Raw genomic sequence first — 18,989 nt, forward strand, 5'->3', positions numbered from 1 at the left:
GAAGGCGAGCTCGATGACTGGGGCGAAGTCGTAACAAGGTAGCCGTAGGGGAACCTGCGGCTGGATCACCTCCTTTCTGGAGACAACGAGTAACCTTCTTCGGAAGACGAAAGTTTCTCACAGGTCGACTCGGACAGACATCCCGGACACACTGGTTGAAGGGCCTGTAGCTCAGTTGGTTAGAGCGCACGCCTGATAAGCGTGAGGTCGGCCGTTCGAATCGGCCCAGGCCCACTGCCCTAGGCAAAACCCCCGCAACGGTTTCCGTTGTCGGGGGTTTTGTTTTTCCGGCACTCCCGCACACCGCGGCTTCGTCGTTCGGGCATCGGTGTGCCTCTGAGTGCCGATCAGATCAGATCGGGGAAGGCGCTGGACCACGTGCTCTGCGCCGACGCAGGATCTCCGGCCGTCTGGCGTAATGATCGATCCGGAACTCAAACGGGTGAAACCGGTTCAGCGCGGCGGCTAGGACCTCGTTCACGCAGCAGGGGCGCACCAGGATCGCCCCGTCGCGGGCGCCGGAGAGAGGGCGCGTAGTGCTTCCACATGGCTGGGAAGCGGACGCTGCTTGAAGGTGCCGTGGTCGCAGGCATCGTTCGCCTCTCCCGCGGCGTCCCGGACGCCGATGAGTTCATGACTGATCTGCAGCGCGCGCGGGCGCAGGTGCAACGGCGTCCCGCGCAGAACTCCACAGGGACAAAACCGCCCCGGCTGCCAGCAATGGCGCCCGGGGCGGCTCTCTTCCGTTACTCTCTCACCACCGGGTGATTACCGCTCCGGCTTGAGCAGCACCGCTTCTTCCTTGCCGTCGGCGAGCGTGGCGAGGCCGAGGATCCACCCGTGGTTGTTGATGTCGAGCGCATTCGTCAGGCGCAGCCCGGCGTCCGCGGGGAGCAGTTCGTCCAGGTAGATTACCCGCCCGCCGTCCCACAGCACCGGCCGCCCCCTGCCTTCCATGGGGGAAACTTCGCCGACCACCTGCCCCGAGTCGTTGAGCGCCGCGGCCGAGGCCATCATTCCCGGCGGAGTGAGGTCCTTCATCCGGCCATTTTCCCAGAGAAAGGCGCTCACCAGGAGATCCCCCATCATCGATCCCACCACCTGTCCCCGCTCGTTCAGGTCGGACGGCATGTAGGTGCCGCCTGTGGACGGTGCCAGGTCCTCCACCCGGCCGTTGCGCCAAAGGACCGCGTGCAGCTCTCCGTCCGAGCCCTGTGCGGTTCCGAGGACCCACCCGGCATTGTTGATGGCGACGGCGCTCGCGAGCCCGCCGGTCACCAGAGGGGCAAGGATCCGCACCGTTCCGCCGCTCCACAACAGCGCTACGGGAGGTGCTCCCGGTCGCGCGCCGCTGCCGACCGCGTCGCCCCGCCCGTTGATCCCGAACCCCGTGCTCGTGAAGAACCCCTGGGGCACCGGCAGGCGCGTTGTCCGGCCCTCCTGCCACAGGTACGCGAAGGACCCCGACAGCGATTCCCGCCCCGTCCCCACCACCGCGCCCGCCTCGCTCACGCGGCTGGTTTCCCCGGCAAACCCCTCGAGATAACGAAACTCCCCGCCCACGTGCAGGAACGGCCGCGCGTGCATCATCCTCCCTTGCGTCCCCGCGACCCATCCGGAGTCGTTCATGCTCAGGTTGCCCAGGATGCTGACGTCGCCAAGGTCGCCGAAGTCGCCCAGCCGCTCGACCGTGTACCGAGGCGGGGGCTGCGACGCGGCGGCGGCCGGCGTGAGCGCCAGGAGGACGAGGAGGGAGCGGATCGAAGGCATGAGCATGATGGCCGGTCGGGAAAGGAGAGAATGAATTACGGCTGGATTTGACGCTCGCCACAGGTCGACGGCGCCGGGGGTGAACATCCATGGTGCCGGACGCGGGCGCAAGGTCCTTTGCTGGGTACCCGCGGCGGGGAAGTGGCTGCCGTCGCGGGAGACAGCACCGGGCGACGGTGGTCGCGCCACGCTGTGAGATCCTGATCTCAGGCGACGGCGGGCGAGCAGTTCCGCACGCCCCCGCTCGACGACTCGCCCGATCCCCGCACTGTCCGCCAAGCGTGCCCTGCCGCGGACTCCTCGCGCGAGGATCTCATGGCCAAGCGAGGCCGGCCGTTCGAATCGGCCCAGGCCCACTGCCCTGAGCGAGCAACCGCGACAGATTCCGTTGTCGGGGGTTTTGTTGTTCCGGCATCTTCGCGCACTCCGCGCCCGCCCGCCTCCGCCCGTTGCCACGAACCGTCCGCAACCAGATCGCTCTTCGGTCCGTCTTACCTACGATCATTCCTGGACCAGGCCGCGGCGTACGGGGTCTCTACAGGATTGCGGACGGAACAATGGAGGGTGAAGGCGGCTATCTGTTTCCGCCACCGTAAACATCATCCACGAACCCTGATCCCCAGGAGCACGGCGAGTGCAGCCGGAAGCCGCGGGCCTATCGAATCTTGTTGGCATGGCGGGCCCGCGCGAGCCGGCTATTCTGCGCCCGCGCACGCTCGCCGCATTCTACCTGGCCTTCTGGGCGGGGGCGTTCTGCTTTTCTCTCTTCGCCTATCATTTCGCAGGCACCTTCTCCCATCCCACGCAGTCGGCGGTGTTCGACATGGGCACGTGGATGGTGGTGAGTGCGCTGGGCTGCTCCATCGGCTACATGCTTCCCATGGAGCAGGGTCCCACCTGGCGCCAGGCGTTTGCCCTCGCGGCGGGGGCGCTGGCCGTGGGCTTCGTGCGCGCGCTGCTGATTGAACTGCTGGCGTCGCGCTATGGATGGGTCACCGGCGGTCTGCTGAACCTGTACCTGGTAGGCATCGGCGCCGATCTGCTGATCAACGTGTCGTTCGTGGGGATGGGAAGCGCGCTGTCCGGCGCCATCCGCAACCACCACGAGCAGGTGCGCATGGCCGCGCTGGAAGACGAACTCGCCGCCTCCCGCGCGGCGGCCATGCGCGCGCACCTGCGGCCCGGAATCGTGCTGCGGGCCATGGAGTCCATGGCGGACCAGCTCTTGTCCGATCCCGACGGGGCCACCGGCCGCGTGATGTCGCTGAGCGCGCTGCTGAACCTGCAGCTTCAGCGCGCCCGCCAGAGCCGCGTGTCCGTGGATGAGGAACTGGAGTTCATCCACGCCTACGTGGAGATGGACCGCGCCGCCGCGGGCTCCACCATCCACCTGCGTGTCCAGGCCGGCGACGCGGCGCTCGCCCTCCCCATCCCGCCCAACTGCATCTCCATTCTGCTGGAATCCGTGCTGCGTGCCCGCCCGGAAGCCGCCACAGACGTCGTGGTGGAGATCGAAGTGCGCGTCGTGGGGGAGCGGCTGGAGATCGTCGTGCGCGACGATCTGGCGGTTGGGGCGAGCGCCCGGAACGCGCAGGGGTGGGAGGCCGTTTCGGACCTGTCGGCCAGCCTGGCCGCCCAGTTCGGGCCCGGCGCGATCCCCCGGTTTGCCGACCGGGCGGAGGGCGTGGAGAGCCGGGTGAGCATCCCCATCGGCCGGCTGGAGGAGCGTGCCGGGTTGCGGGAGGACGCGGATGGCTGATCAGACGCTTGCCGGCGCGCAGGCGCCGTCCGGGACGACGGGGCGATTCAGGGCCGCGGTGCTGGGATGCTGGATGCTGCACGCGGGACTCGGGCTCGCCACCGACCTGTACCGCGCCGAGGGCGGCCTGGAGGGGCCGTACTTCGTGGACGCGGCGCTGAGCAACGCCGCGTCGTCGGGGGTGTGGCTGGCGATTTTCGTGGTCGCGTTCACCGTCACCCGCGCCGGCCGGGAGGTGCGCGGCGGGGTGGCTTCGCTGATCCTCCTGGTCGTGCTTCTGACCGTCGCGCGGCAGTGGCTGGACGACGCGGTGTGGTGCCTGTCGCGCTACGCGGAGTGTCCCGGCGGCCGCCTTCGCCTGAGCTACCGGCTGCTGACCGGGCCCACGACCATCGCCACGGTGGCGAACATGTTCGCGGTGGGCTGGGCCATGCGCACCATCACGCTGTCGCGCGAGTTCGGGCAGCGGCGCCGGGCGGCGCGCGCGGAGCTTCTGCGCGCGCAGGCGCGGGCGCTGGAGAGCAGCCTGCGGCCGCACTTTCTGTTCAACGCGCTGCAGTCGGTCACCACGCTCATGCACCGCGATCCGCACTCCGCGCGCGCGATGATGCTGGGAATGCGGCGCCTGCTGGAGCACTCCGTGGAATCCGCGGAGCACCCGGAGGTCGCCGTGCGCGAGGAACTGGAGATCGTGGAACTGTACCTGGGAATCGAGGGCCTGCGCTTTGGCGGGCGGCTGCAGGTGCGGATCGACGCGGATCCGGCCGCGCTGGCGGGGAGCCTTCCGCCGTTCGTGCTTCAGCCGCTGGTGGAGAACGCGGTGCACCACGCGATCGCGGTGCGTGGCGGAGGGCGAATCGGCGTATCGCTGGCGCGGACGGGCGGCAGGCTGGAGGTGGCCATCACCGACACGGGGGCGGGCGGGGAAGTGCGCGCGGCGCGCAGCGGGTCGGGGATTGGCCTTCAGAACGTGCGCGCGCGGCTGGAAATGCTGTACGGGCGCGACTGGCAGCTGCAGGTGAACGCGGCCAGCGGCGGAACATCCACCACGCTCTCCATCCCCTTTCGCGCCTTGGCCGTGCCCAGCGGCGCCGAGACGGAGTCCGCTGCCGCGTGGGTGCCCTTGTCCGCCGCGCGTGTGGTCCCGCTGGGTCCCTCCGCTACCGCGACCTGACCGGCGGAGTCGAACGGTGTACGGCGGGTCATCTGATCCGACTCCGTCGACGGGCCGTGCGAGGGCGGGCCACACAATCGTTCTCGGAGCCGGAGATCCGTGCGGCGACGGAGAATCTGATCGTCCGCGGAGGAGAAGGAGATCGCGCGACGGGCGATCCCATCGTCATCCGCATCCGTGAAGGCGCGTTCCGCATCGCATTCCCGCCTCGCGGCCCATCGCCGGCGCGGCCACTTTCTGATCCGCATCTGCCATGAACGCCCTCCGCACGCTGATCGTGGACGACGAGGCACTCGCGCGCGAGCGGCTGCGGGTGCTGCTCGCGGATGAGGACGAGGTCGAGGTCGTAGGCGAATGCGCGGGCGGCGCCGAGGCCATCGACCAGATCCGGCGCCTGCGGCCCGACCTCGTCTTTCTGGACGTGCAGATGCCGGAGGTGGACGGATTCGACGTGATCGCGGAGGTCGGCCCGGAGGAGTGCCCGGCGGTGGTGTTCGCCACCTCGTACGACCATTTCGCGCTGCGTGCGTTTGAGGCCAACGCGGTGGATTACCTGCTGAAGCCGGTCTCGGCCGAGCGGCTGCGGACGACGCTGCGGCGGGCGGCGGCGCGTGCGGCGATGCCCGCGGGCGAACGCTTTCCGCCATCCATCCCCTCGCTGGTGGAGGGCGCGGGGGCGGCGGGGTACCGCGAGCGGCTGTCGGTGCGGGTGGGCAACCGCTTTCAGATCCTGCGCACGGAGGAACTGCTCTGGATCGAGGCCGCCGACAACTACGTGCAGCTCCGGACGGCGGGCGGCGAGTTTCTGTATCGCGCGACGATGGCGGAGATGCTGAAGGTGCTGGATCCCGGCCGGTTCATCCGCATCCACCGCTCCATGATCATCAACGTGGACGCGGTGCAGTTCATTGAGCCATGGGGGATGGGCGAGTACCTGTTCACGCTGGCGGACGGGCGAAAGGCCGGCTCCACGCGGACGTACCGCGACCCCATCCGTATCGCGTTCGACCTGTGACGCGGGGGGATGGCGGGACGTCCGGCGCATGACGTGCAATCATCCGCGCACTCCCGATCCTCCGTCCGGGCTGCGGATGGATGATCTCCGGCTCGCCCCCGCACCGTGAACCTTGATGCCGCCACAGGAAACCGCCGCCTTTGACTGGACGCGCTACCGCGACGCCACGCTCGCCGGCCTTTCGGTGCTGATTCCGGTGCCGTTCGTGGATGACGCGTTCGAAGCCTTTTTCCGCGGCCGCATTCCGGGCGCGGTGGCGCGCTCCCGCGGGCGCGCGATTCCGGACGACGCCCGCGCCGTGCTGCGCGAAGGGGAGGGCGGGGGCGGCTGCCTGGCGCTTCCCGTGCGCCTTACGGTGGGCCTGCTGAAGCGCCTTTCGCGAAAGCTGCTGTATTTTCTGACGGTCAAGACGGCCACGGACCGCCTGGCGCACTACTGGTACCGCGCGTTTCTGATCGACCACATGCTGATGTCCGGGCATCTGGCGGATGCGGCGTCCGCGCGGGTGGCGCGAAATGCGATGGATGAGGTGCTCGCGAACGCCTCGGGACCGCTGCCCCGCCTGGCGCGGCAGGTGATTGCCAGCAGCCGCAACGTGTGGCCGGTGCTTCGGCGTGCGCGGCGCGGCGAGGAAGCCCCGGAGGTGCGGGAGGTGCGATCGGAGATGGAGGGGCGCTGGAACGACGTGGGCGAGGAGCTTCGGTCGATGGCGGCGCGGTACGATGCGGCGTGGGCGCGGCTGGGCGGATCCGGCACGGAGCGCTGATCGGCGTCCGCGCGGCTGATTGTCCGCGTTATCGATGAGATGCGGCGCCGCTCCAAAGAACGGGGTGAACCGCCGGAATTCTGGGGTGAGCGCGCTTCAACCGCGCGGAGGAAAGCCTAGATTTGTGAGTGCCGGGAATGCCTGTCGGCACCCACGAATCTCCTTTCCGCAGAGGTCCAGATGAAGCTTCGCAAGCTGCTGCTCGCCGCCGCCGTGCTGTTCTGCGCGTCGTCCCTGTCCGCCTGCGGAGGCGAGTCGCCGACGCATGCGGCGCCCGCCGAAGCGTCGCTCGAGTGCGGTATAATCGGCTCCGGGATGGGCAAGGCGTGCTCCTGACCCGACGGACGCGGTTCGGCCGGGCCACATTCAGAAGCCCCGCGAGCGGTTGCTCGCGGGGCTTTTCGTGTTTTTCCCACCAAGCGGAAATCGGCGTTCAGGCTGTGGCGCGGGAAAATGGGGCGAACGTGCTGGATCGCGGGGTGAACGCGCTTCACCCCAGCCCGGCGGAAATCTAGATTTCTCAAGTCGGGATCGCCGACCGGCACCTCCACGCTTTTCTCTCGCGAGGACCTCATGACGCTACGCAAGCTCCTTCTCGCGGCCGCGCTGCTGACCAGCTCCGTTCTGGGCGCGTGCACCGGCGCCACGCCCACCGTTCCCGACACGGCTGAAACGTGCAGCGGCGCCCTGGGATCGGGCGGCGGACGGGTATGCTCGTAACCGCCGACGCACGCATCGCCTTCCTTTCATCCTCAGAGGTTCAGATGAAGATCCGCAGACTGCTGCTCGCGCTGGCGCTCCTCGCCGCTCCGGTTCTGGGTGCCTGCACCGGCGCCTCGCCTACGATTCCCGATACCGCCGAGGGATGCGGCGGGTACATGGGATCGGGCGGCGGACGGACCTGCTCGTAACCGGCGGCTCCCGATCGCGATTCCAAGGAGGTGGGGGGCCGCCGAGATCGGGCCGGCTGCTCGTCATCATACAAGGGAAAGCCCCGGACCGCGCAGATCGCGCGGTCCGGGGCTTTCTGTCATCCAGCATGCACGGATTCGTCCAGATCCGCCATCCGCCGCGCGATCAGGCGGGTGCGTCCGCGGGCCAGGCTCGCATGGCGGCGCGACCCAGCGCGAGAAGCTTTTCGCGAGGGGCACCGTCGCGCGCCTGGTTGGACATGCCCTGGACCAGCGTCATGTACATGGCCGCCAGCGCCGGCGCGTCCGCATCGCGCGGGAGCAGGCCGGCGTCGACGTCGCGCTGGATGCGGTCGCGGACGCGACCTTCCGTTTCCCGGCGGATCGCGGCGAGTTCCGCCTGCACGTCGGCGGATGCCGCGGAGCAGTTGGTGGCCGCGCTGATGATGAGGCACCCCGCGGGCGTGTCCGGGCCCGTGAAGCCGATGGCCGCGCCCTCCAGCAGCGACTGCACCGCATCGCGCGCGGTAGCCGCCGCGTCCACGCTGTCCATCCAGCCCGCCAGGCCGGCGCTGTAACGACCGACTGCCTCCTGAAACAGCTGCTTCTTGTCGCCGAACGCGGCGTACAGGCTGGGCGGCGAAATGCCCATTGCCGACGTCAACTGGGCGAGCGAGGTGGAATCGTATCCGTATCGCCAGAACAGGAGCATGGCCCGCTGCAGCGCCTGCTCGCGGTCAAACGAGAGAGGGCGGCCGGTCCTGCGGCGGGGGGCGGAAGCGTCTTTCATAGTGATCGATAGTAAAGGCATTGACAGTTCCGGGCAAGTGCTCTAGCTTCGGATTGTGTATCGATCGATACACAATTGAGCGCATCACCGTTCCCGCCCGGAACGGTCCTCCACCGGCCAGGAGACACACGTGAAGATTTCAGGTTCCGTCGCCCTCGTCACCGGCGCCAACCGCGGCATCGGACGCCACTTTGCCCTGCAGCTGCTGGAGCGCGGCGCCAAGGTGTACGCCACGGCGCGCGATCCGCAGTCCGTCAACATCCCCGGCGTGCACGTGCTGCAGCTGGACATCACTGATCCCGCGTCGGTGGCCGCGGCCGCCGCGCAGGCCGGGGACGTGGATCTGGTGATCAACAACGCCGGAATCAGCCTGTACCAGAACCTGGTGACGGGCGACATGGACAAGATCCGCCTGGAGATGGAGACGCACTTCTTCGGCACGCTGGGCGTGGTGCGCGCCTTTGCCCCGGTGCTGAAGGAGAACGGCGGCGGCGCGATCCTCAACGTGCTTTCGGCGCTGTCGTGGTTCTCGTACAACGGCGCCAACGCGTACTGCGCGGCCAAGTCGGCGGAGTGGAGCCTGACCAACGGCATCCGGCTGGAGCTGGCGGGGCAGGGAACGCTGGTGACCGGCCTGCACCTGGGCAGCACGGACACCGACATGATGGCGGGATGGGACGGCCCCAAGAACGATCCCGCGGACGTGGTGCGCGCCGCGCTGGACGGCATTGAGGCGGACCTGCTGGAGGTGCTGGTCGACGACACCAGCCGCCAGTTGAAGGCCGGGCTCTCCGCCGATCCCAGCGTGCTGTATCCGGAGGCGGTCCCCGCCGCCCGGTAGTCTATCCATCGGCCGGAAACGACGATCGCCGTCGCGGAAGCCCGCGGCGGCGATCGTCGTCTTTCATCCCGCCTGATGCGGATCAGGGACCTTCGTAGATCCAGATCGTGGCGTTCTTGGTCTTCATGGATCGCTGCCCGGAGCTGTCGATGACCGTGAGCGTGACCGGGTACTCGCCGTTTCGGGCGTACGAGTGCCGCGCCACGCGCCCTTCGCTGGTGGTGCCGTCGCCCCAGGACCAGATGAAGCGCACCAGGCCGAAGTCGTCATCCGAGTAGACCTCGTCGTTGCCCGCCCACAGCGGTTCGTCGATGTAGCTGCTGGCCTCGCGGCCGCTCACCTTGAGGTCGAAGCCGGCCTGCGGCTCCTCGTCGTACACGTGCAGCGGGGCCAGCTGCTGCGGCGTGGTGAACGACTGCTCGTGGTGGCCGCCGTTGCCCAGCTGGCCCAGGTTCTCGCGCCCCCAGCAGTACGCCTCGCCCAGTTCGCGGGTGACGCCGCAGCGCACGCGGCTGCCGCCGGGGCGCAGTTCACGCCACGCGTAGCCCGGCGCCATCGCCTTGACGGTGCCGTACGGATCGCCGTTGCCCACGCCCCAGCAGAAGCCCTCGCCGTCCGCGCGCACCGCGCACGTTTCCCGCCCGGCCGCGGCGATCGTCACGAAGCGCTCCTGCGTGGGCAGCGCGATGGGCGTGAGGATGCTGTCGGTGTTCGCGCCGGGGCTGGCCTCGTATCCCACGTTGCCGCCCCAGCAGAACGCCTTGCCCTGCGCCGTGAGCCCGCACACGTGGTCGGTGGTGCCGGCGTCGATGGCCGTGAACGCCACGTCCGTATCCACCTTGACCGGCACGTTGCTGCACAGGTAGGTGAACGACTGCCCGCAGATCTGCGTTGATGGCGCGCCCAGCGCCCGGTGCCGGTTGCTGCCCCAGCACCATACCTCGCCGCCGGCCTTGAGCCCGCAGGCGTTGTACGCGCCGGTGGTGATGGCGGTGAAGCGGTGGTCGCCCGAGACCAGGGCGGGCTCCGGCTGGCTGGTGAACGTTCCGTTGCCCACCTGCCCGTTGTCGTTTACGCCCCAGCACCAGGCGCGGCCGTCACTGGCGAGCCCGCAGGTAAAGGCCGGGCCCACGTCCACCGCGTCCCACCGGATGCCGCCGCGCACCAGCGCGGGCTCCGGGTTGTGGCGCGTGTTGCCGTAGAACTGGCCTTCCACCACCACGGTGGGCGGCGCGCCTACCTCGCCGTGGTCGTTGCGGCCCCAGCAGTACAGGTCGCGCGACGTGGTGACGCCGCAGGTGTGCGCGGACGAGGCGATCTGCTTGAACTTGTGCCCGCCGGTGACCGGAACGGGATCGGTGAAGTTGCGGGTTCCGCCGTATCCCAGCCTGCCCTGGCCGCCGTATCCCCAGCAGTACGCGTCCCCGTTCACCAGCAGCCCGCAGCCGCCGCCCTCGGGCGCCACCTGCTGAAAGATGCCGTACACCGGCGGCGGGCGCGGCCCCTGGCGCGGCGCCTCGACGTACACGCTGAAGGCGAAGCCCTCCACGCTGTTGGGAACGTTGAACTTCCACGTGCGCGCCGGGCTCACCTGGTTGGGCTGCAGCACCGCGGCGTAGGAAAAGAACGGCTGCTCCGCGTCGGTAAACGAGCCGGCGCCGTCCATGTTGGCGGTTTCCACGCTGCCCTGGCCGGCGGTCGCGGTGGGCTGGCGGTGAAAGAAGACGTTGATGCCGGCGATCTGGTCGCCGTGGTACGTGCCCAGCACGCCCGTCCCCAGGTTCTGCACGGTGACGTCCACGCGCATCTCCTGCGTGGCGGAGTCGTAGACCAGGTTGCTGGACGCCAGGCGCACGTTTACGCCCTGCCCGCCCAGAATGGCCTTCCGCGGCCCGCCCGCGCCGCCCTCCTGGCTGCACCCCAGCGTGCGCGCGCGAACGTTCACGCGGCACTCCAGTTCGCTGGAGCGGCCCGTCCCGGGGTCAGGAACGGAGCGCACGGGGCCGGTCACACGGTCGGCGCAGGCGGCCAGCAGCAGGGGAACTACACCGATCCGGACCGCGCGGAACAGAGAATCGGCACGCATGGGAGGTCTTCCATCAGAGAGGGGCGGCGCCGCGGGCCGGAAAGGGCGTACCGCGGCGCGTCCGAACGTGCCTGGGAGCGGCACGCCGGCGTGGGTCGACACGGCTGTTTTCGCAAGTTCCGTGCGGATTGTCGTCAATCTGCGCGGGCTGAAAATCGGCCCGTCCGGCGCGCTCGCGCGGACGCTTCCGGGCGCCGCGGGCGGGACTTTCACCCCGATGTCAGGTCGCGGATGATCATCATCCAACGTGTTGAACGGCAGATGGATGGCGGAGAGGATGGCGGGATGAGGAAGATGCCGGAGGCGCGGTTTCCGACAGAATCAGGCCGAGGAGCGGATTTCGTGATGGATGGCCTGACCGGGCGGGCGGCGACGCCGTCCGCGCGTCCTGCTGCACCGCCGCGTCGGCGTGGATCGGAACGGGACCGCGCGGCGTGCGTATGGATGCCGCGGTGGATGTGCGGATGGATGGGGCCCTAATGCGGGTCCGCGCGGACGATGGCGGGAGGATCGCCGGCGGAGGAGCGTGCCCGGAGCGGCGACCGGGCGGTCCGGAGCGGACGCGGATGGCGGGCGGGGGCTGTGCGGACGAGGCGCGACGGATAGGTTGTGCGGCAATGAGGCCGGCCCCGGCCGGCCGGGTGCACAGAATCGGTGGAATCAGAGAACGATGATCAAGAACGCGGAAGCATTGTCCGTGGGCGACCTTCAGCTCCTGGGCGAGGTGGAGTGGGTGGTGGAGGCGGCGGAGATGCAGGATGGCAAGATGCAGGTGCTCTGGCGGCACGACGAGGAGCGCCGGTGGGATGAACTGCAGCCCGGAACGCCGGTGGTGGTGTCGTCCACCCCCGCCGAACCGTCGGTGCGGATGATCAAGAACGCCTCCGCGCTGGTGCCCGGCGACCGCCGCGTAGGGCCCGACAATCCCCCGTACGAGGTGGCGGGCGTGGAGAATTCCGGCACCACGGTGATCGTGGAATGGACCAACGGCACCGCCATCCGCGTGCGGGAATACGACGCCAACGCGGGCGTTCTGGTGGAGAGCCGGCCCGTGGTGCAGGACGTCTGACCGCCCGGCCGGTGATCGGCTTTCCGTGATCGACGGCTGACGCTCCGCCGCGCCGCCGGACGGCATTCCTGAACAGTGGCAGAGCCCGCTTCCGCGATTTCGCGGAGGCGGGCTCTGCGTGTGCTCCCGCGTGAGAACGGGCGTACTCGTCGCGACGTTGGCTCGGCGGATAGTAGATCCTTCGGTGGCGCACGACTCGGCGCGGCGGAGGGGGCGTCGCGCGCTCCCTCAGGATGACGCCTTGGGGCGGGAACGGGGCGGGGAGCGGGTTTCGAGCGGGTCGAGCGGGTTGCGAGACCTGCGCGGACGGCGCTCAGCGCATCCCGTGTTCACAGGTGCAGCACGGCCTGGATGCGGGCGCGGTACGTCCGCGTGGAGGTGAGGCGGGCGCCGCAGGTGAGAAACACCACGTACTCGCCGGAAAATCCGGGCTCCACCTCCTGCACGCGCGCCACGTTCACAATCAGCGAGCGGTGGATGCGCACGAAGCGCGAAGGCGGCAGCCGGCTTTCCAGCGCGCTCATGGTTTCACGGATCAGGTACGACCGCTCGCCCACGTGCAGCCGCACGTAGTTGTCGTCCGCCTCCATGTAATCCACGTCGGCCAGGTCCACGAACCGGGTGCGCGGCCCTACCCGGACGGGAATGCGGTCCATCCGCACGGCCTGGCTGCTCATCTCGTGCACCAGGGCGCGCAGCCGCTCCTCCATGTCTGCGCGGCCGCCGCTGAGCTGTGCCCGAACCCGGTTCAGCGTGCGCTGAAAACGCTCCTCGTCAAACGGCTTGAGCAGATAGTCGATGGCGTGCGCGTCAAACGCCCGCAGCGCGAACTCGTCGTAGGCGGTGGCGAACACCACCATGGGCATCTGGTCCGCGCCGATCTCCTCGGCCACGCCGAACCCATCCACCTCCGGCATCTGCACGTCCAGAAACACGAGGTCGGGATGGATCTCGCGGATGGCGCTGACCGCCTCGCGTCCGTTTCCGCACTCGCCCACCACCGCGAAATCCGGGTGCCCCTCCAGCAGCGCGCAGATGCGCTGGCGCGCCGGCCGCTCGTCATCCACCACCAGAACGGAAATCATCGCGCCTCCTCGTCGTAAGCCGCGGCGCCGGAAAGGACGCCGGCCATCATCTCTGCCTCCGGGGCGGTGACCCGCACCGCGCCATGGTCCCCGCCCGGCATGTCGTCTTCCTCGTCCGTGGCGCGAAGGGGAAGAGTGATGCGGATTTCCACCCCGCGCCCCGGCGCGCCCTGCACTTCAATGGTGTGCTGCGCGCCGTACAGCTGCCGCAGCCGGGCGCGCGTGTTGGAAAGGCCCACGCCGGTGCGCGCCGTTCCCGGATCCATCCCCACGCCGCGGTCGCGGACCACGAGTTCCAGCCGTACGCCGCGCCGCCGCGCCTCGATCTCCACCCTGCCGCCCGCCGCGCGCGGCCCGATGCCGTGGCGGATGGCGTTTTCCACCAGCGGCTGCAGAATCAGGTGGGGGACGCGCGCCCGGATCACGGCGGGGTCGATGTCCCACCGCACGCGCAGCCGTTCGTCGAACCGCGCCTGTTCGATTTCCAGGTAACTGCGCAGAAAGCGCAGTTCATCCTCCAGCGCCACCTCGTGCACGCCGGCGTGCTGCAGCGTGTGGCGCAGCAGCTCGCTGAGGCGCGCGATCATCCGCTCGGCCACCAGCGGCTCGGTGCGCACGAACGCGGTGATGGCGTTGAGCGTGTTGAACAGAAAGTGGGGATGCAGCTGCATCTTGAGCGCGCTCAGCTCGGCGCTGGCCAGCTGCTCTTCGCGGTCGCGCGCGCGCCCGGCGTACACCAGCGCGTGCCCGAAGCCCACCAGGATCAGGTACAGAAAGGTGTTGTTGGCAAAGCTGGTGACGACCACTTCGCGAAAGGGCGGAAGCACATCGTACCAGCCGATCCACGGGTTGAGCGCCACCACGGCGGCCGCGCGGGCCACGACGACGGCCACCAGGATGGCGGCGTGCACGGGGGCCAGACGGCGCCAGCTGTGGCGGTCCAGCGGAAAGCGCCGCGCCGTCCACAGCGCCAGCATGGTGGGCGGAATCCACATGAGCGCGCTGGGCATGCCGGTGCTGAGCGCGTGGCCCCACGTGGCCGGCTCGCCCGCCTTGCGCGCCATGCGGATGTAGCTGCCCGCGGCGGTGACGCCGTCCAGCGTCCACCACACCGACACGGCCGCCCACCAGAATCCCCAGTGGCCGGCGTGTGAGGTGGATGGCGTTCCGCGCGTTCGTGTCATTCCGGCGCTCCCGGTGGGCGCATTCCGTTTTCCGCCTGTCGTGCGGATTGTGTGATGGACGTGCGAACGCGGAAAATTGTTACGCGGAAGGGCAGACCCGTGCCCGCGGGAGTCCCCGGCGGCCACGGGCGAGTATAGGGTCACGCCGGATCAGGCGGCGACGCAAAAGGGGTGAACTGTATGGATGGTGGGGTGAACCGTATCGCGGGGTGGTGAAACGACGTGGAGCGTCGTCTGTGCGGCAGGGGCGGGTGACGGTCGGGCGTGCGTGTGGCGACGTTGGCTCGGCGGAGAGCAGATCCTTCGGTCGCGCGGAATGCGGCGCGACGGAGAGCGTGGCGCACGCTCTCTCAGGATGACGCCTTGGGGCGGGTCTTCACGTGGCGAGAGTGGCCGGATCAACGCGACGGGTTGACCATTGACTTTCGGGTCAATAGCTTTGGGTACGCGCCGGACCCTGAGGGGGCCGGTCGTTCCTTCCGCTGCTCGAACCCGGAGCCTCGATGTCCGCACACCAGCCCGCCGCCGCCGCGCACAGCGACGACGAATTCCACGACGACATCATCTACCCGGCCACCATCCCGTTCGTCCTGGTGCACCTGGCGTGCTTCGCGGCGTTCTGGACCGGGGTGACGGTGAACGCGCTGATCGTGTGCATGGTGCTGTACGTGGTGCGCATGTTCGGCATCACCGCCGGCTACCACCGCTACTTTTCGCACCGCTCGTTCAAGACCAGCCGCGCCGGGCAGTTCGTGCTCGCGTGGATCGCGCAGAGCTCGGCGCAGCGCGGGGCGCTGTGGTGGGCCGCCGTCCATCGCCATCACCACCGCCACAGCGACACGGAAATGGACGTGCACTCGCCCCGCATGCGCGGCTTTCTGTACTCGCACGTGGGCTGGATCTTTGACCGCAAGCACGCCGAAACGGAGATGGACGCCGTTCCGGATCTGGCGAAGCACCGCGAACTGGTGCTCCTGGAGCGCTATCCGCTGATTCCCGCCATCGTGCTGGCCGTGGGCTGCTTCGTGTTCGGCGGATGGACGGGGCTGGTGGTGGGCTTCTTCTGGAGCACGGTGCTGCTGTTTCACGGCACGTTCTTCATCAACTCGCTGGCGCACGTCACCGGCAGCCAGCGCTACGTGACGGGCGACGACAGTCGCAACAACTGGTGGCTGGCCATCATCACGCTGGGCGAGGGGTGGCACAACAACCACCACGCCTACCAGCGCTCCACGCGCCAGGGCTTTCGCTGGTACGAGTTCGACCCGACGTTCTACGCCCTGCGCGCGCTGTCGTGGGTGGGGCTGGTGTGGGAACTGGGCGAGCCGCCGGCCGAGGTGGTGAACAACGAGCGCAAGCTGGGCGCGGCCGTGGTGGAAAAGGTGGCCCGCCAGCTGGCCGCGTCGTTCCCCATCGACGGGATCGCCGCGCAGGCGCACGCCGCGCTGGCCCACGCGCCGCACCTGGAAGACCTGCGCGCCGCCCTCCGCAGCGCGCAGTCGCAGGCGGCCACGGCGATGGCGGCCATGCACCTGCCGCACGTGCCTTCGGTAGATGAGGTGCGCCAGTACGCCGAGCGCACTCTGGCCCGCACCCCCAGCATGGACCAGATTGCGGAGCGCGCCCGCCACCTGGTGGTGGAAGCCGTCTGCGCGCGGCTGGCCGAGCGGTTGAGCCCCGCGTAACCGCGTTCCGCGCCACGGACGAACGCGGCGGGGGTGCCGGTCCGGTCTGGACGGCACCCCCGCCGCGTTTCTGTCCCCGTCCGCGCGGTGGCTGATGACGTGCGTGGATCTCCGCGCGATCCGCCACCCCGGCCCCGCGGCGCGCGCAGGCAGGATCATCCCGAACCACGAAGGCGAATGCCCGGTCGCAAGGTCCCCGAAGAACAGCGCAGGCTCGAGATCCTGAAGGCGGCGTACCGCGTGGCCGGGCGCGAGCGCCTGACCGGGCTGACCGCGCAGGCCGTGGCGGCGGAGGCCGGGGTGAGCAAGGGGCTGGTGTTTTTTCACTTCGGCAACCGCGACGGGCTTCTGGTTGCGCTGCTGAAATGGCTGCTGGGCATTACGCTGGTGGGGCCGGACATGCCGGAGCTGCTGGCCGGCCGCACGCCGGGCGAGCGGCTGATGTCCGCCCTGCGCCGCGACGTGGAGGCCCTTCCGCGCCAGCGCGAGCGCGTGGAGCTGTTCTTTGACTTCTGGGTGATGGGAACGCGCCACCCGGAGGTGCAGCGCGCCATTCGCGCCGCGCTGGACGGCTACCGCGACGCGTACCGGCCGCTGGCGCAGGCCGTGGTGGACGCGGACCCGGCGCGCTTCGGCGGGATCGGGGCGGAGGGGCTGGCGGGGGTGGTGGCGGGGTTCATCGAGGGGTGCGCCATTCAGGCCGTGATGGACCCGGAGCGCTTCAACGTGGAAAGCTACATGCGCACCCTGGCCGCGCTGGTGGCGGAAGCCGGAAATCCGCGCCGCGCGGAATAGGCCCTCCCGCCGCCCGCCGGCGCCGTCCTCCCGCGGCCGCCGGTCATCCGCCAAGCGTCGCTCGGCCCGCAGGCGTGGACGATTCGTGGCGGAGATGGACATCCGCGCGGCCTCGCGCTTCCTCCCCATCCGTCCTCCTGCCCGTGCCGCAACTCCCTTCCATCACGCCCGGCCGCCGGACGACGCCAGGCTGCCCGCGTGAGGCGGCGATCAAGCGAAAGAAACTCGTCAAGTGACAGGCGGCGCGGAGAGCCGGATTCCGCACCTGCTCGGGGCGGAAATCGTCCGCGCCCGCGCCGCCCGTTTTTCCCGACGCTGTTTCCGGATCGCGGGCAGAACCGCCCGTCGCCTGTGGGGAAATGCCTTACCCAAGCGTCGGCGGACGGGCGGCGGAGAATGGTGGACAGGAGGCTTTCACAGGTGGCAAGGCACGACGTACCTTGTACTGACATTCATCTGCCTGAAGCCCTGTCCCACGTCCGCGAGCCTGACCCGTATGCCGCTCACCGCCGCACTCGATCCCACCGGAACCGTCCGGATCATCACCTATGTTGGCGAGATCGACGACGATTCGCTCGTGCGCGGATTCGAGGCGGTGTGGAGCCAGCCCTGGTACGTGCCGGGGATGGCGGAACTGAACGACCTGAGCGGGCTTACGGAGGTGAACGTGACTACCGCCGGCATGCGCGCCCTGGCCTACGCCGCCATGGATTACCATCGCGAAGAGCCGGAGGGCAAGGTGGCCATCTACGCGCCGGCGGTCGTAACCTTTGGCATGGCGCGGATGTACGAGGCGCTGGTGGACGCGGAGCCGGAGCGCTACCGCGTCTTTCGCGAGCCGGGCCCGGCTCGCGCGTGGGTGGGCCTGCCGCCGGAGTGATCCGCGAGCGCTCTTCGATCCGCGCTTCCCGGATCGACGGTCCGCCGGCGCGATCCTCCGCGGGCACCCGTCCGGGACGGATCGGCGGCGCTGATCCGTCCGAAGAATCGCGCGCGAGATCGAGTCGTCATCCCCGCACGGAAACGCGAAAACCCCGGCCATCCTTGGAGATGGCCGGGGTTATTGTCCATCTGCCCCGCCGCGCGTCCCGCGAGTCATGCAGGCACGCGGAGGCGGGAGGTCAGCAGCACTCGGTGTTGTGGTGCGACGGGCAGCGGCAGCTGGCGGCGCAGCTGTACAGGCCGGTGTCCACCATCGCGTTGGCCTGCACGGTGCCGCGAGGCTCGGCTTCCGCGCCGGTCGCGAACGAATCCACCGTCAGGGCGTCCGGGTCCAGGCTCAGCTTGCGCATCGGCTTCTCCATGCGGGTTGGTGCAAGGTCAGCGTGTCTGACGTTTGCGGACACAAGATCATCAACATCCGTGCCCTGTGCATCCGCGGGGACGGGCCGGTGCCGGCTCCGCCCCGCGGCGGCGGTCAGCAGTTGGGAATGAGTGTGTCGATGTCGCACCCGTCGGCCGTCATGATCACACAGCCGGGGCCCGTTTCAAGCTCGCACTCGCGGCTGAGGCAGTAGCTGGTGTCGCAGCCATAGTCGAAGCGCGTGCCCAGACAGTTGCCGCTTTCGATGTAGCAGACCGGAGGCTTGCTGACGGTGGCGGGGCCCTCCACGACCTGGTCTTCCGCGCCCTGCACGGTGCCGCGTCCGGAGGCGGCTTCGGCGGTGGCGAACGACTGCACGTCCAGATCTTCGAGCGCGAGACGGATCTTTCCCATGGTGTCCTCGAGAAGAGCGGTTGGAGAGTGCGACGGGATTCATCTCACGATACCTGATCCGCCGCTTTTTGTCCATCCGCCATCCCCCGCCGGATGATCCCCGCGGCATCCCCGGCCGGCGCACCGGGAGGGGAGAACCGCCGCCGCGCGGGGCGGGCCGACTGCCTGGCGCGTCGCATCGCCGTCCCCGCCTGCCGCTCAGACCCCGCCCTGCGCGCGGCCCTGCCGAACGTCATCACGGGATCGTTCCGAAACGGGTACAACCCGCCGGCCGCGCGGTCTCTCCCGTGCACATGTGCACGCCCGTGGTGCGCGCCCGGGTCGTGGGCGTGCGGCCTGTGC

The 18,989-nt window shown here is 69.4% G+C and carries 19 protein-coding genes, 1 tRNA gene and 1 rRNA gene; 14 read left to right on the forward strand and 7 right to left on the reverse strand.

The genetic code is table 11. The features are described 5' to 3' along the window. Positions 1–76 (forward strand): 16S ribosomal RNA (locus HNQ61_RS27030); the annotation flags it as partial. A gap of 84 nt (positions 77–160) precedes the next feature. Continuing rightward, a tRNA-Ile gene (locus HNQ61_RS27035) sits at positions 161–234 on the forward strand. A gap of 534 nt (positions 235–768) precedes the next feature. Here HNQ61_RS27035 and HNQ61_RS27040 read toward each other — a convergent pair. Continuing rightward, positions 769–1,776 (reverse strand): hypothetical protein, encoded by a 1,008-nt coding sequence (locus HNQ61_RS27040; protein ID WP_170038970.1) that lies wholly within the window; start codon positions 1,774–1,776, stop codon positions 769–771. Between the two features lie 667 nt (positions 1,777–2,443). Between HNQ61_RS27040 and HNQ61_RS27045 the strand changes: the two genes are divergently transcribed. The 7 genes from HNQ61_RS27045 to HNQ61_RS27075 all read left to right on the forward strand — a co-directional run bounded on the left by HNQ61_RS27045 (position 2,444) and on the right by HNQ61_RS27075 (position 7,395). Continuing rightward, a complete protein-coding gene (locus tag HNQ61_RS27045; protein ID WP_170038968.1) occupies positions 2,444–3,529 on the forward strand; it encodes a sensor histidine kinase in 1,086 nt (361 codons plus the stop codon). After that, positions 3,522–4,703 (forward strand): sensor histidine kinase, encoded by a 1,182-nt coding sequence (locus tag HNQ61_RS27050; protein WP_170038966.1) that lies wholly within the window; start codon positions 3,522–3,524, stop codon positions 4,701–4,703. The genes HNQ61_RS27045 and HNQ61_RS27050 overlap by 8 nt, the downstream gene beginning before the upstream one ends. Before the next feature lie 253 nt (positions 4,704–4,956). Next, the gene (locus HNQ61_RS27055) at positions 4,957–5,718 is read left to right on the forward strand and encodes a LytR/AlgR family response regulator transcription factor (RefSeq protein ID WP_170038964.1); all 762 of its coding nucleotides are present in this window, start codon (positions 4,957–4,959) and stop codon (positions 5,716–5,718) included. A 115-nt stretch (positions 5,719–5,833) separates the two neighbouring features. Then, positions 5,834–6,484 carry a hypothetical protein gene (locus tag HNQ61_RS27060; RefSeq protein ID WP_170038962.1) on the forward strand — a complete coding sequence of 217 codons (651 nt, stop codon included), beginning with the start codon at positions 5,834–5,836 and terminating at the stop codon, positions 6,482–6,484. Positions 6,485–6,664: 180 nt separating this feature from the next. Further along, on the forward strand, positions 6,665–6,820 hold the full coding sequence (locus HNQ61_RS27065; RefSeq protein WP_170038960.1) for a hypothetical protein: 156 nt from the start codon (positions 6,665–6,667) through the stop codon (positions 6,818–6,820). A 237-nt stretch (positions 6,821–7,057) separates the two neighbouring features. Next, positions 7,058–7,204 (forward strand): hypothetical protein, encoded by a 147-nt coding sequence (locus HNQ61_RS27070; RefSeq protein WP_170038958.1) that lies wholly within the window; start codon positions 7,058–7,060, stop codon positions 7,202–7,204. A gap of 44 nt (positions 7,205–7,248) precedes the next feature. Further along, positions 7,249–7,395 carry a hypothetical protein gene (locus HNQ61_RS27075; RefSeq protein ID WP_170038956.1) on the forward strand — a complete coding sequence of 49 codons (147 nt, stop codon included), beginning with the start codon at positions 7,249–7,251 and terminating at the stop codon, positions 7,393–7,395. A 166-nt stretch (positions 7,396–7,561) separates the two neighbouring features. Here HNQ61_RS27075 and HNQ61_RS27080 read toward each other — a convergent pair whose 3' ends face one another. Further along, a complete protein-coding gene (locus HNQ61_RS27080; RefSeq protein ID WP_170038954.1) occupies positions 7,562–8,185 on the reverse strand; it encodes a TetR/AcrR family transcriptional regulator in 624 nt (207 codons plus the stop codon). A 130-nt stretch (positions 8,186–8,315) separates the two neighbouring features. Here HNQ61_RS27080 and HNQ61_RS27085 point away from each other — a divergent pair, with 130 nt between their 5' ends. Continuing rightward, positions 8,316–9,026, forward strand: a complete 711-nt coding sequence (locus HNQ61_RS27085) for an SDR family oxidoreductase (protein ID WP_170038952.1) — start codon at positions 8,316–8,318, stop codon at positions 9,024–9,026. A gap of 82 nt (positions 9,027–9,108) precedes the next feature. On the opposite strand, the gene HNQ61_RS27090 is transcribed toward HNQ61_RS27085, so the two are convergent. After that, a complete protein-coding gene (locus HNQ61_RS27090; RefSeq protein WP_170038950.1) occupies positions 9,109–11,112 on the reverse strand; it encodes a PKD domain-containing protein in 2,004 nt (667 codons plus the stop codon). A gap of 670 nt (positions 11,113–11,782) precedes the next feature. Here HNQ61_RS27090 and HNQ61_RS27095 point away from each other — a divergent pair. Further along, entirely contained in the window at positions 11,783–12,181 is a 399-nt protein-coding gene (locus HNQ61_RS27095; RefSeq protein WP_170038948.1) for a hypothetical protein, read from the forward strand. Positions 12,182–12,510: 329 nt separating this feature from the next. Here HNQ61_RS27095 and HNQ61_RS27100 read toward each other — a convergent pair whose 3' ends face one another. Continuing rightward, complete coding sequence (locus HNQ61_RS27100) at positions 12,511–13,266, reverse strand: LytR/AlgR family response regulator transcription factor (RefSeq protein ID WP_170038944.1); 756 nt, start codon at positions 13,264–13,266, stop codon at positions 12,511–12,513. Further along, on the reverse strand, positions 13,263–14,450 hold the full coding sequence (locus HNQ61_RS27105) for a sensor histidine kinase (protein ID WP_170038942.1): 1,188 nt from the start codon (positions 14,448–14,450) through the stop codon (positions 13,263–13,265). Before HNQ61_RS27105 ends, HNQ61_RS27100 begins: the two co-directional genes overlap by 4 nt. A 503-nt stretch (positions 14,451–14,953) precedes the next feature. Between HNQ61_RS27105 and HNQ61_RS27110 the strand changes: the two genes are divergently transcribed. The 3 genes from HNQ61_RS27110 to HNQ61_RS27120 all read left to right on the forward strand — a co-directional run bounded on the left by HNQ61_RS27110 (position 14,954) and on the right by HNQ61_RS27120 (position 17,810). Beyond that, positions 14,954–16,135 carry an acyl-CoA desaturase gene (locus HNQ61_RS27110; RefSeq protein WP_170038940.1) on the forward strand — a complete coding sequence of 394 codons (1,182 nt, stop codon included), beginning with the start codon at positions 14,954–14,956 and terminating at the stop codon, positions 16,133–16,135. Between the two features lie 177 nt (positions 16,136–16,312). Next, positions 16,313–16,930 (forward strand): TetR/AcrR family transcriptional regulator, encoded by a 618-nt coding sequence (locus tag HNQ61_RS27115; protein ID WP_170038938.1) that lies wholly within the window; start codon positions 16,313–16,315, stop codon positions 16,928–16,930. Positions 16,931–17,426: 496 nt separating this feature from the next. Further along, a complete protein-coding gene (locus tag HNQ61_RS27120) occupies positions 17,427–17,810 on the forward strand; it encodes a hypothetical protein (RefSeq protein ID WP_170038936.1) in 384 nt (127 codons plus the stop codon). A 241-nt stretch (positions 17,811–18,051) separates the two neighbouring features. Here the strand turns inward: HNQ61_RS27120 and HNQ61_RS27125 are convergent, their stop codons facing one another. Continuing rightward, entirely contained in the window at positions 18,052–18,222 is a 171-nt protein-coding gene (locus tag HNQ61_RS27125; RefSeq protein WP_170038934.1) for a hypothetical protein, read from the reverse strand. Between the two features lie 125 nt (positions 18,223–18,347). Further along, a complete protein-coding gene (locus HNQ61_RS27130; RefSeq protein WP_170038932.1) occupies positions 18,348–18,647 on the reverse strand; it encodes a hypothetical protein in 300 nt (99 codons plus the stop codon). Positions 18,648–18,989: the final 342 nt, after the last annotated feature.

Origin of the sequence: Longimicrobium terrae (assembly GCF_014202995.1) — a bacterium.
In the GTDB taxonomy this organism is placed as follows: Bacteria; Gemmatimonadota; Gemmatimonadetes; order Longimicrobiales; family Longimicrobiaceae; genus Longimicrobium; species Longimicrobium terrae.

Excerpts from the sequence above, each read along its gene's own strand:
- HNQ61_RS27040 (WP_170038970.1), bottom strand. The coding sequence starts at position 1,776 with ATGCTCATGCCTTCGATCCGCTCCCTCCTCGTCCTCCTGGCGCTCACG.
- HNQ61_RS27045 (WP_170038968.1), top strand. The coding sequence starts at position 2,444 with ATGGCGGGCCCGCGCGAGCCGGCTATTCTGCGCCCGCGCACGCTCGCC.
- HNQ61_RS27050 (WP_170038966.1), top strand. The coding sequence starts at position 3,522 with ATGGCTGATCAGACGCTTGCCGGCGCGCAGGCGCCGTCCGGGACGACG.
- HNQ61_RS27055 (WP_170038964.1), top strand. The coding sequence starts at position 4,957 with ATGAACGCCCTCCGCACGCTGATCGTGGACGACGAGGCACTCGCGCGC.
- HNQ61_RS27060 (WP_170038962.1), top strand. The coding sequence starts at position 5,834 with ATGCCGCCACAGGAAACCGCCGCCTTTGACTGGACGCGCTACCGCGAC.
- HNQ61_RS27065 (WP_170038960.1), top strand. The coding sequence starts at position 6,665 with ATGAAGCTTCGCAAGCTGCTGCTCGCCGCCGCCGTGCTGTTCTGCGCG.
- HNQ61_RS27070 (WP_170038958.1), top strand. The coding sequence starts at position 7,058 with ATGACGCTACGCAAGCTCCTTCTCGCGGCCGCGCTGCTGACCAGCTCC.
- HNQ61_RS27075 (WP_170038956.1), top strand. The coding sequence starts at position 7,249 with ATGAAGATCCGCAGACTGCTGCTCGCGCTGGCGCTCCTCGCCGCTCCG.
- HNQ61_RS27080 (WP_170038954.1), bottom strand. The coding sequence starts at position 8,185 with ATGAAAGACGCTTCCGCCCCCCGCCGCAGGACCGGCCGCCCTCTCTCG.
- HNQ61_RS27090 (WP_170038950.1), bottom strand. The coding sequence starts at position 11,112 with ATGCGTGCCGATTCTCTGTTCCGCGCGGTCCGGATCGGTGTAGTTCCC.
- HNQ61_RS27095 (WP_170038948.1), top strand. The coding sequence starts at position 11,783 with ATGATCAAGAACGCGGAAGCATTGTCCGTGGGCGACCTTCAGCTCCTG.
- HNQ61_RS27100 (WP_170038944.1), bottom strand. The coding sequence starts at position 13,266 with ATGATTTCCGTTCTGGTGGTGGATGACGAGCGGCCGGCGCGCCAGCGC.
- HNQ61_RS27105 (WP_170038942.1), bottom strand. The coding sequence starts at position 14,450 with ATGACACGAACGCGCGGAACGCCATCCACCTCACACGCCGGCCACTGG.
- HNQ61_RS27110 (WP_170038940.1), top strand. The coding sequence starts at position 14,954 with ATGTCCGCACACCAGCCCGCCGCCGCCGCGCACAGCGACGACGAATTC.
- HNQ61_RS27115 (WP_170038938.1), top strand. The coding sequence starts at position 16,313 with ATGCCCGGTCGCAAGGTCCCCGAAGAACAGCGCAGGCTCGAGATCCTG.
- HNQ61_RS27120 (WP_170038936.1), top strand. The coding sequence starts at position 17,427 with ATGCCGCTCACCGCCGCACTCGATCCCACCGGAACCGTCCGGATCATC.
- HNQ61_RS27125 (WP_170038934.1), bottom strand. The coding sequence starts at position 18,222 with ATGCGCAAGCTGAGCCTGGACCCGGACGCCCTGACGGTGGATTCGTTC.
- HNQ61_RS27130 (WP_170038932.1), bottom strand. The coding sequence starts at position 18,647 with ATGGGAAAGATCCGTCTCGCGCTCGAAGATCTGGACGTGCAGTCGTTC.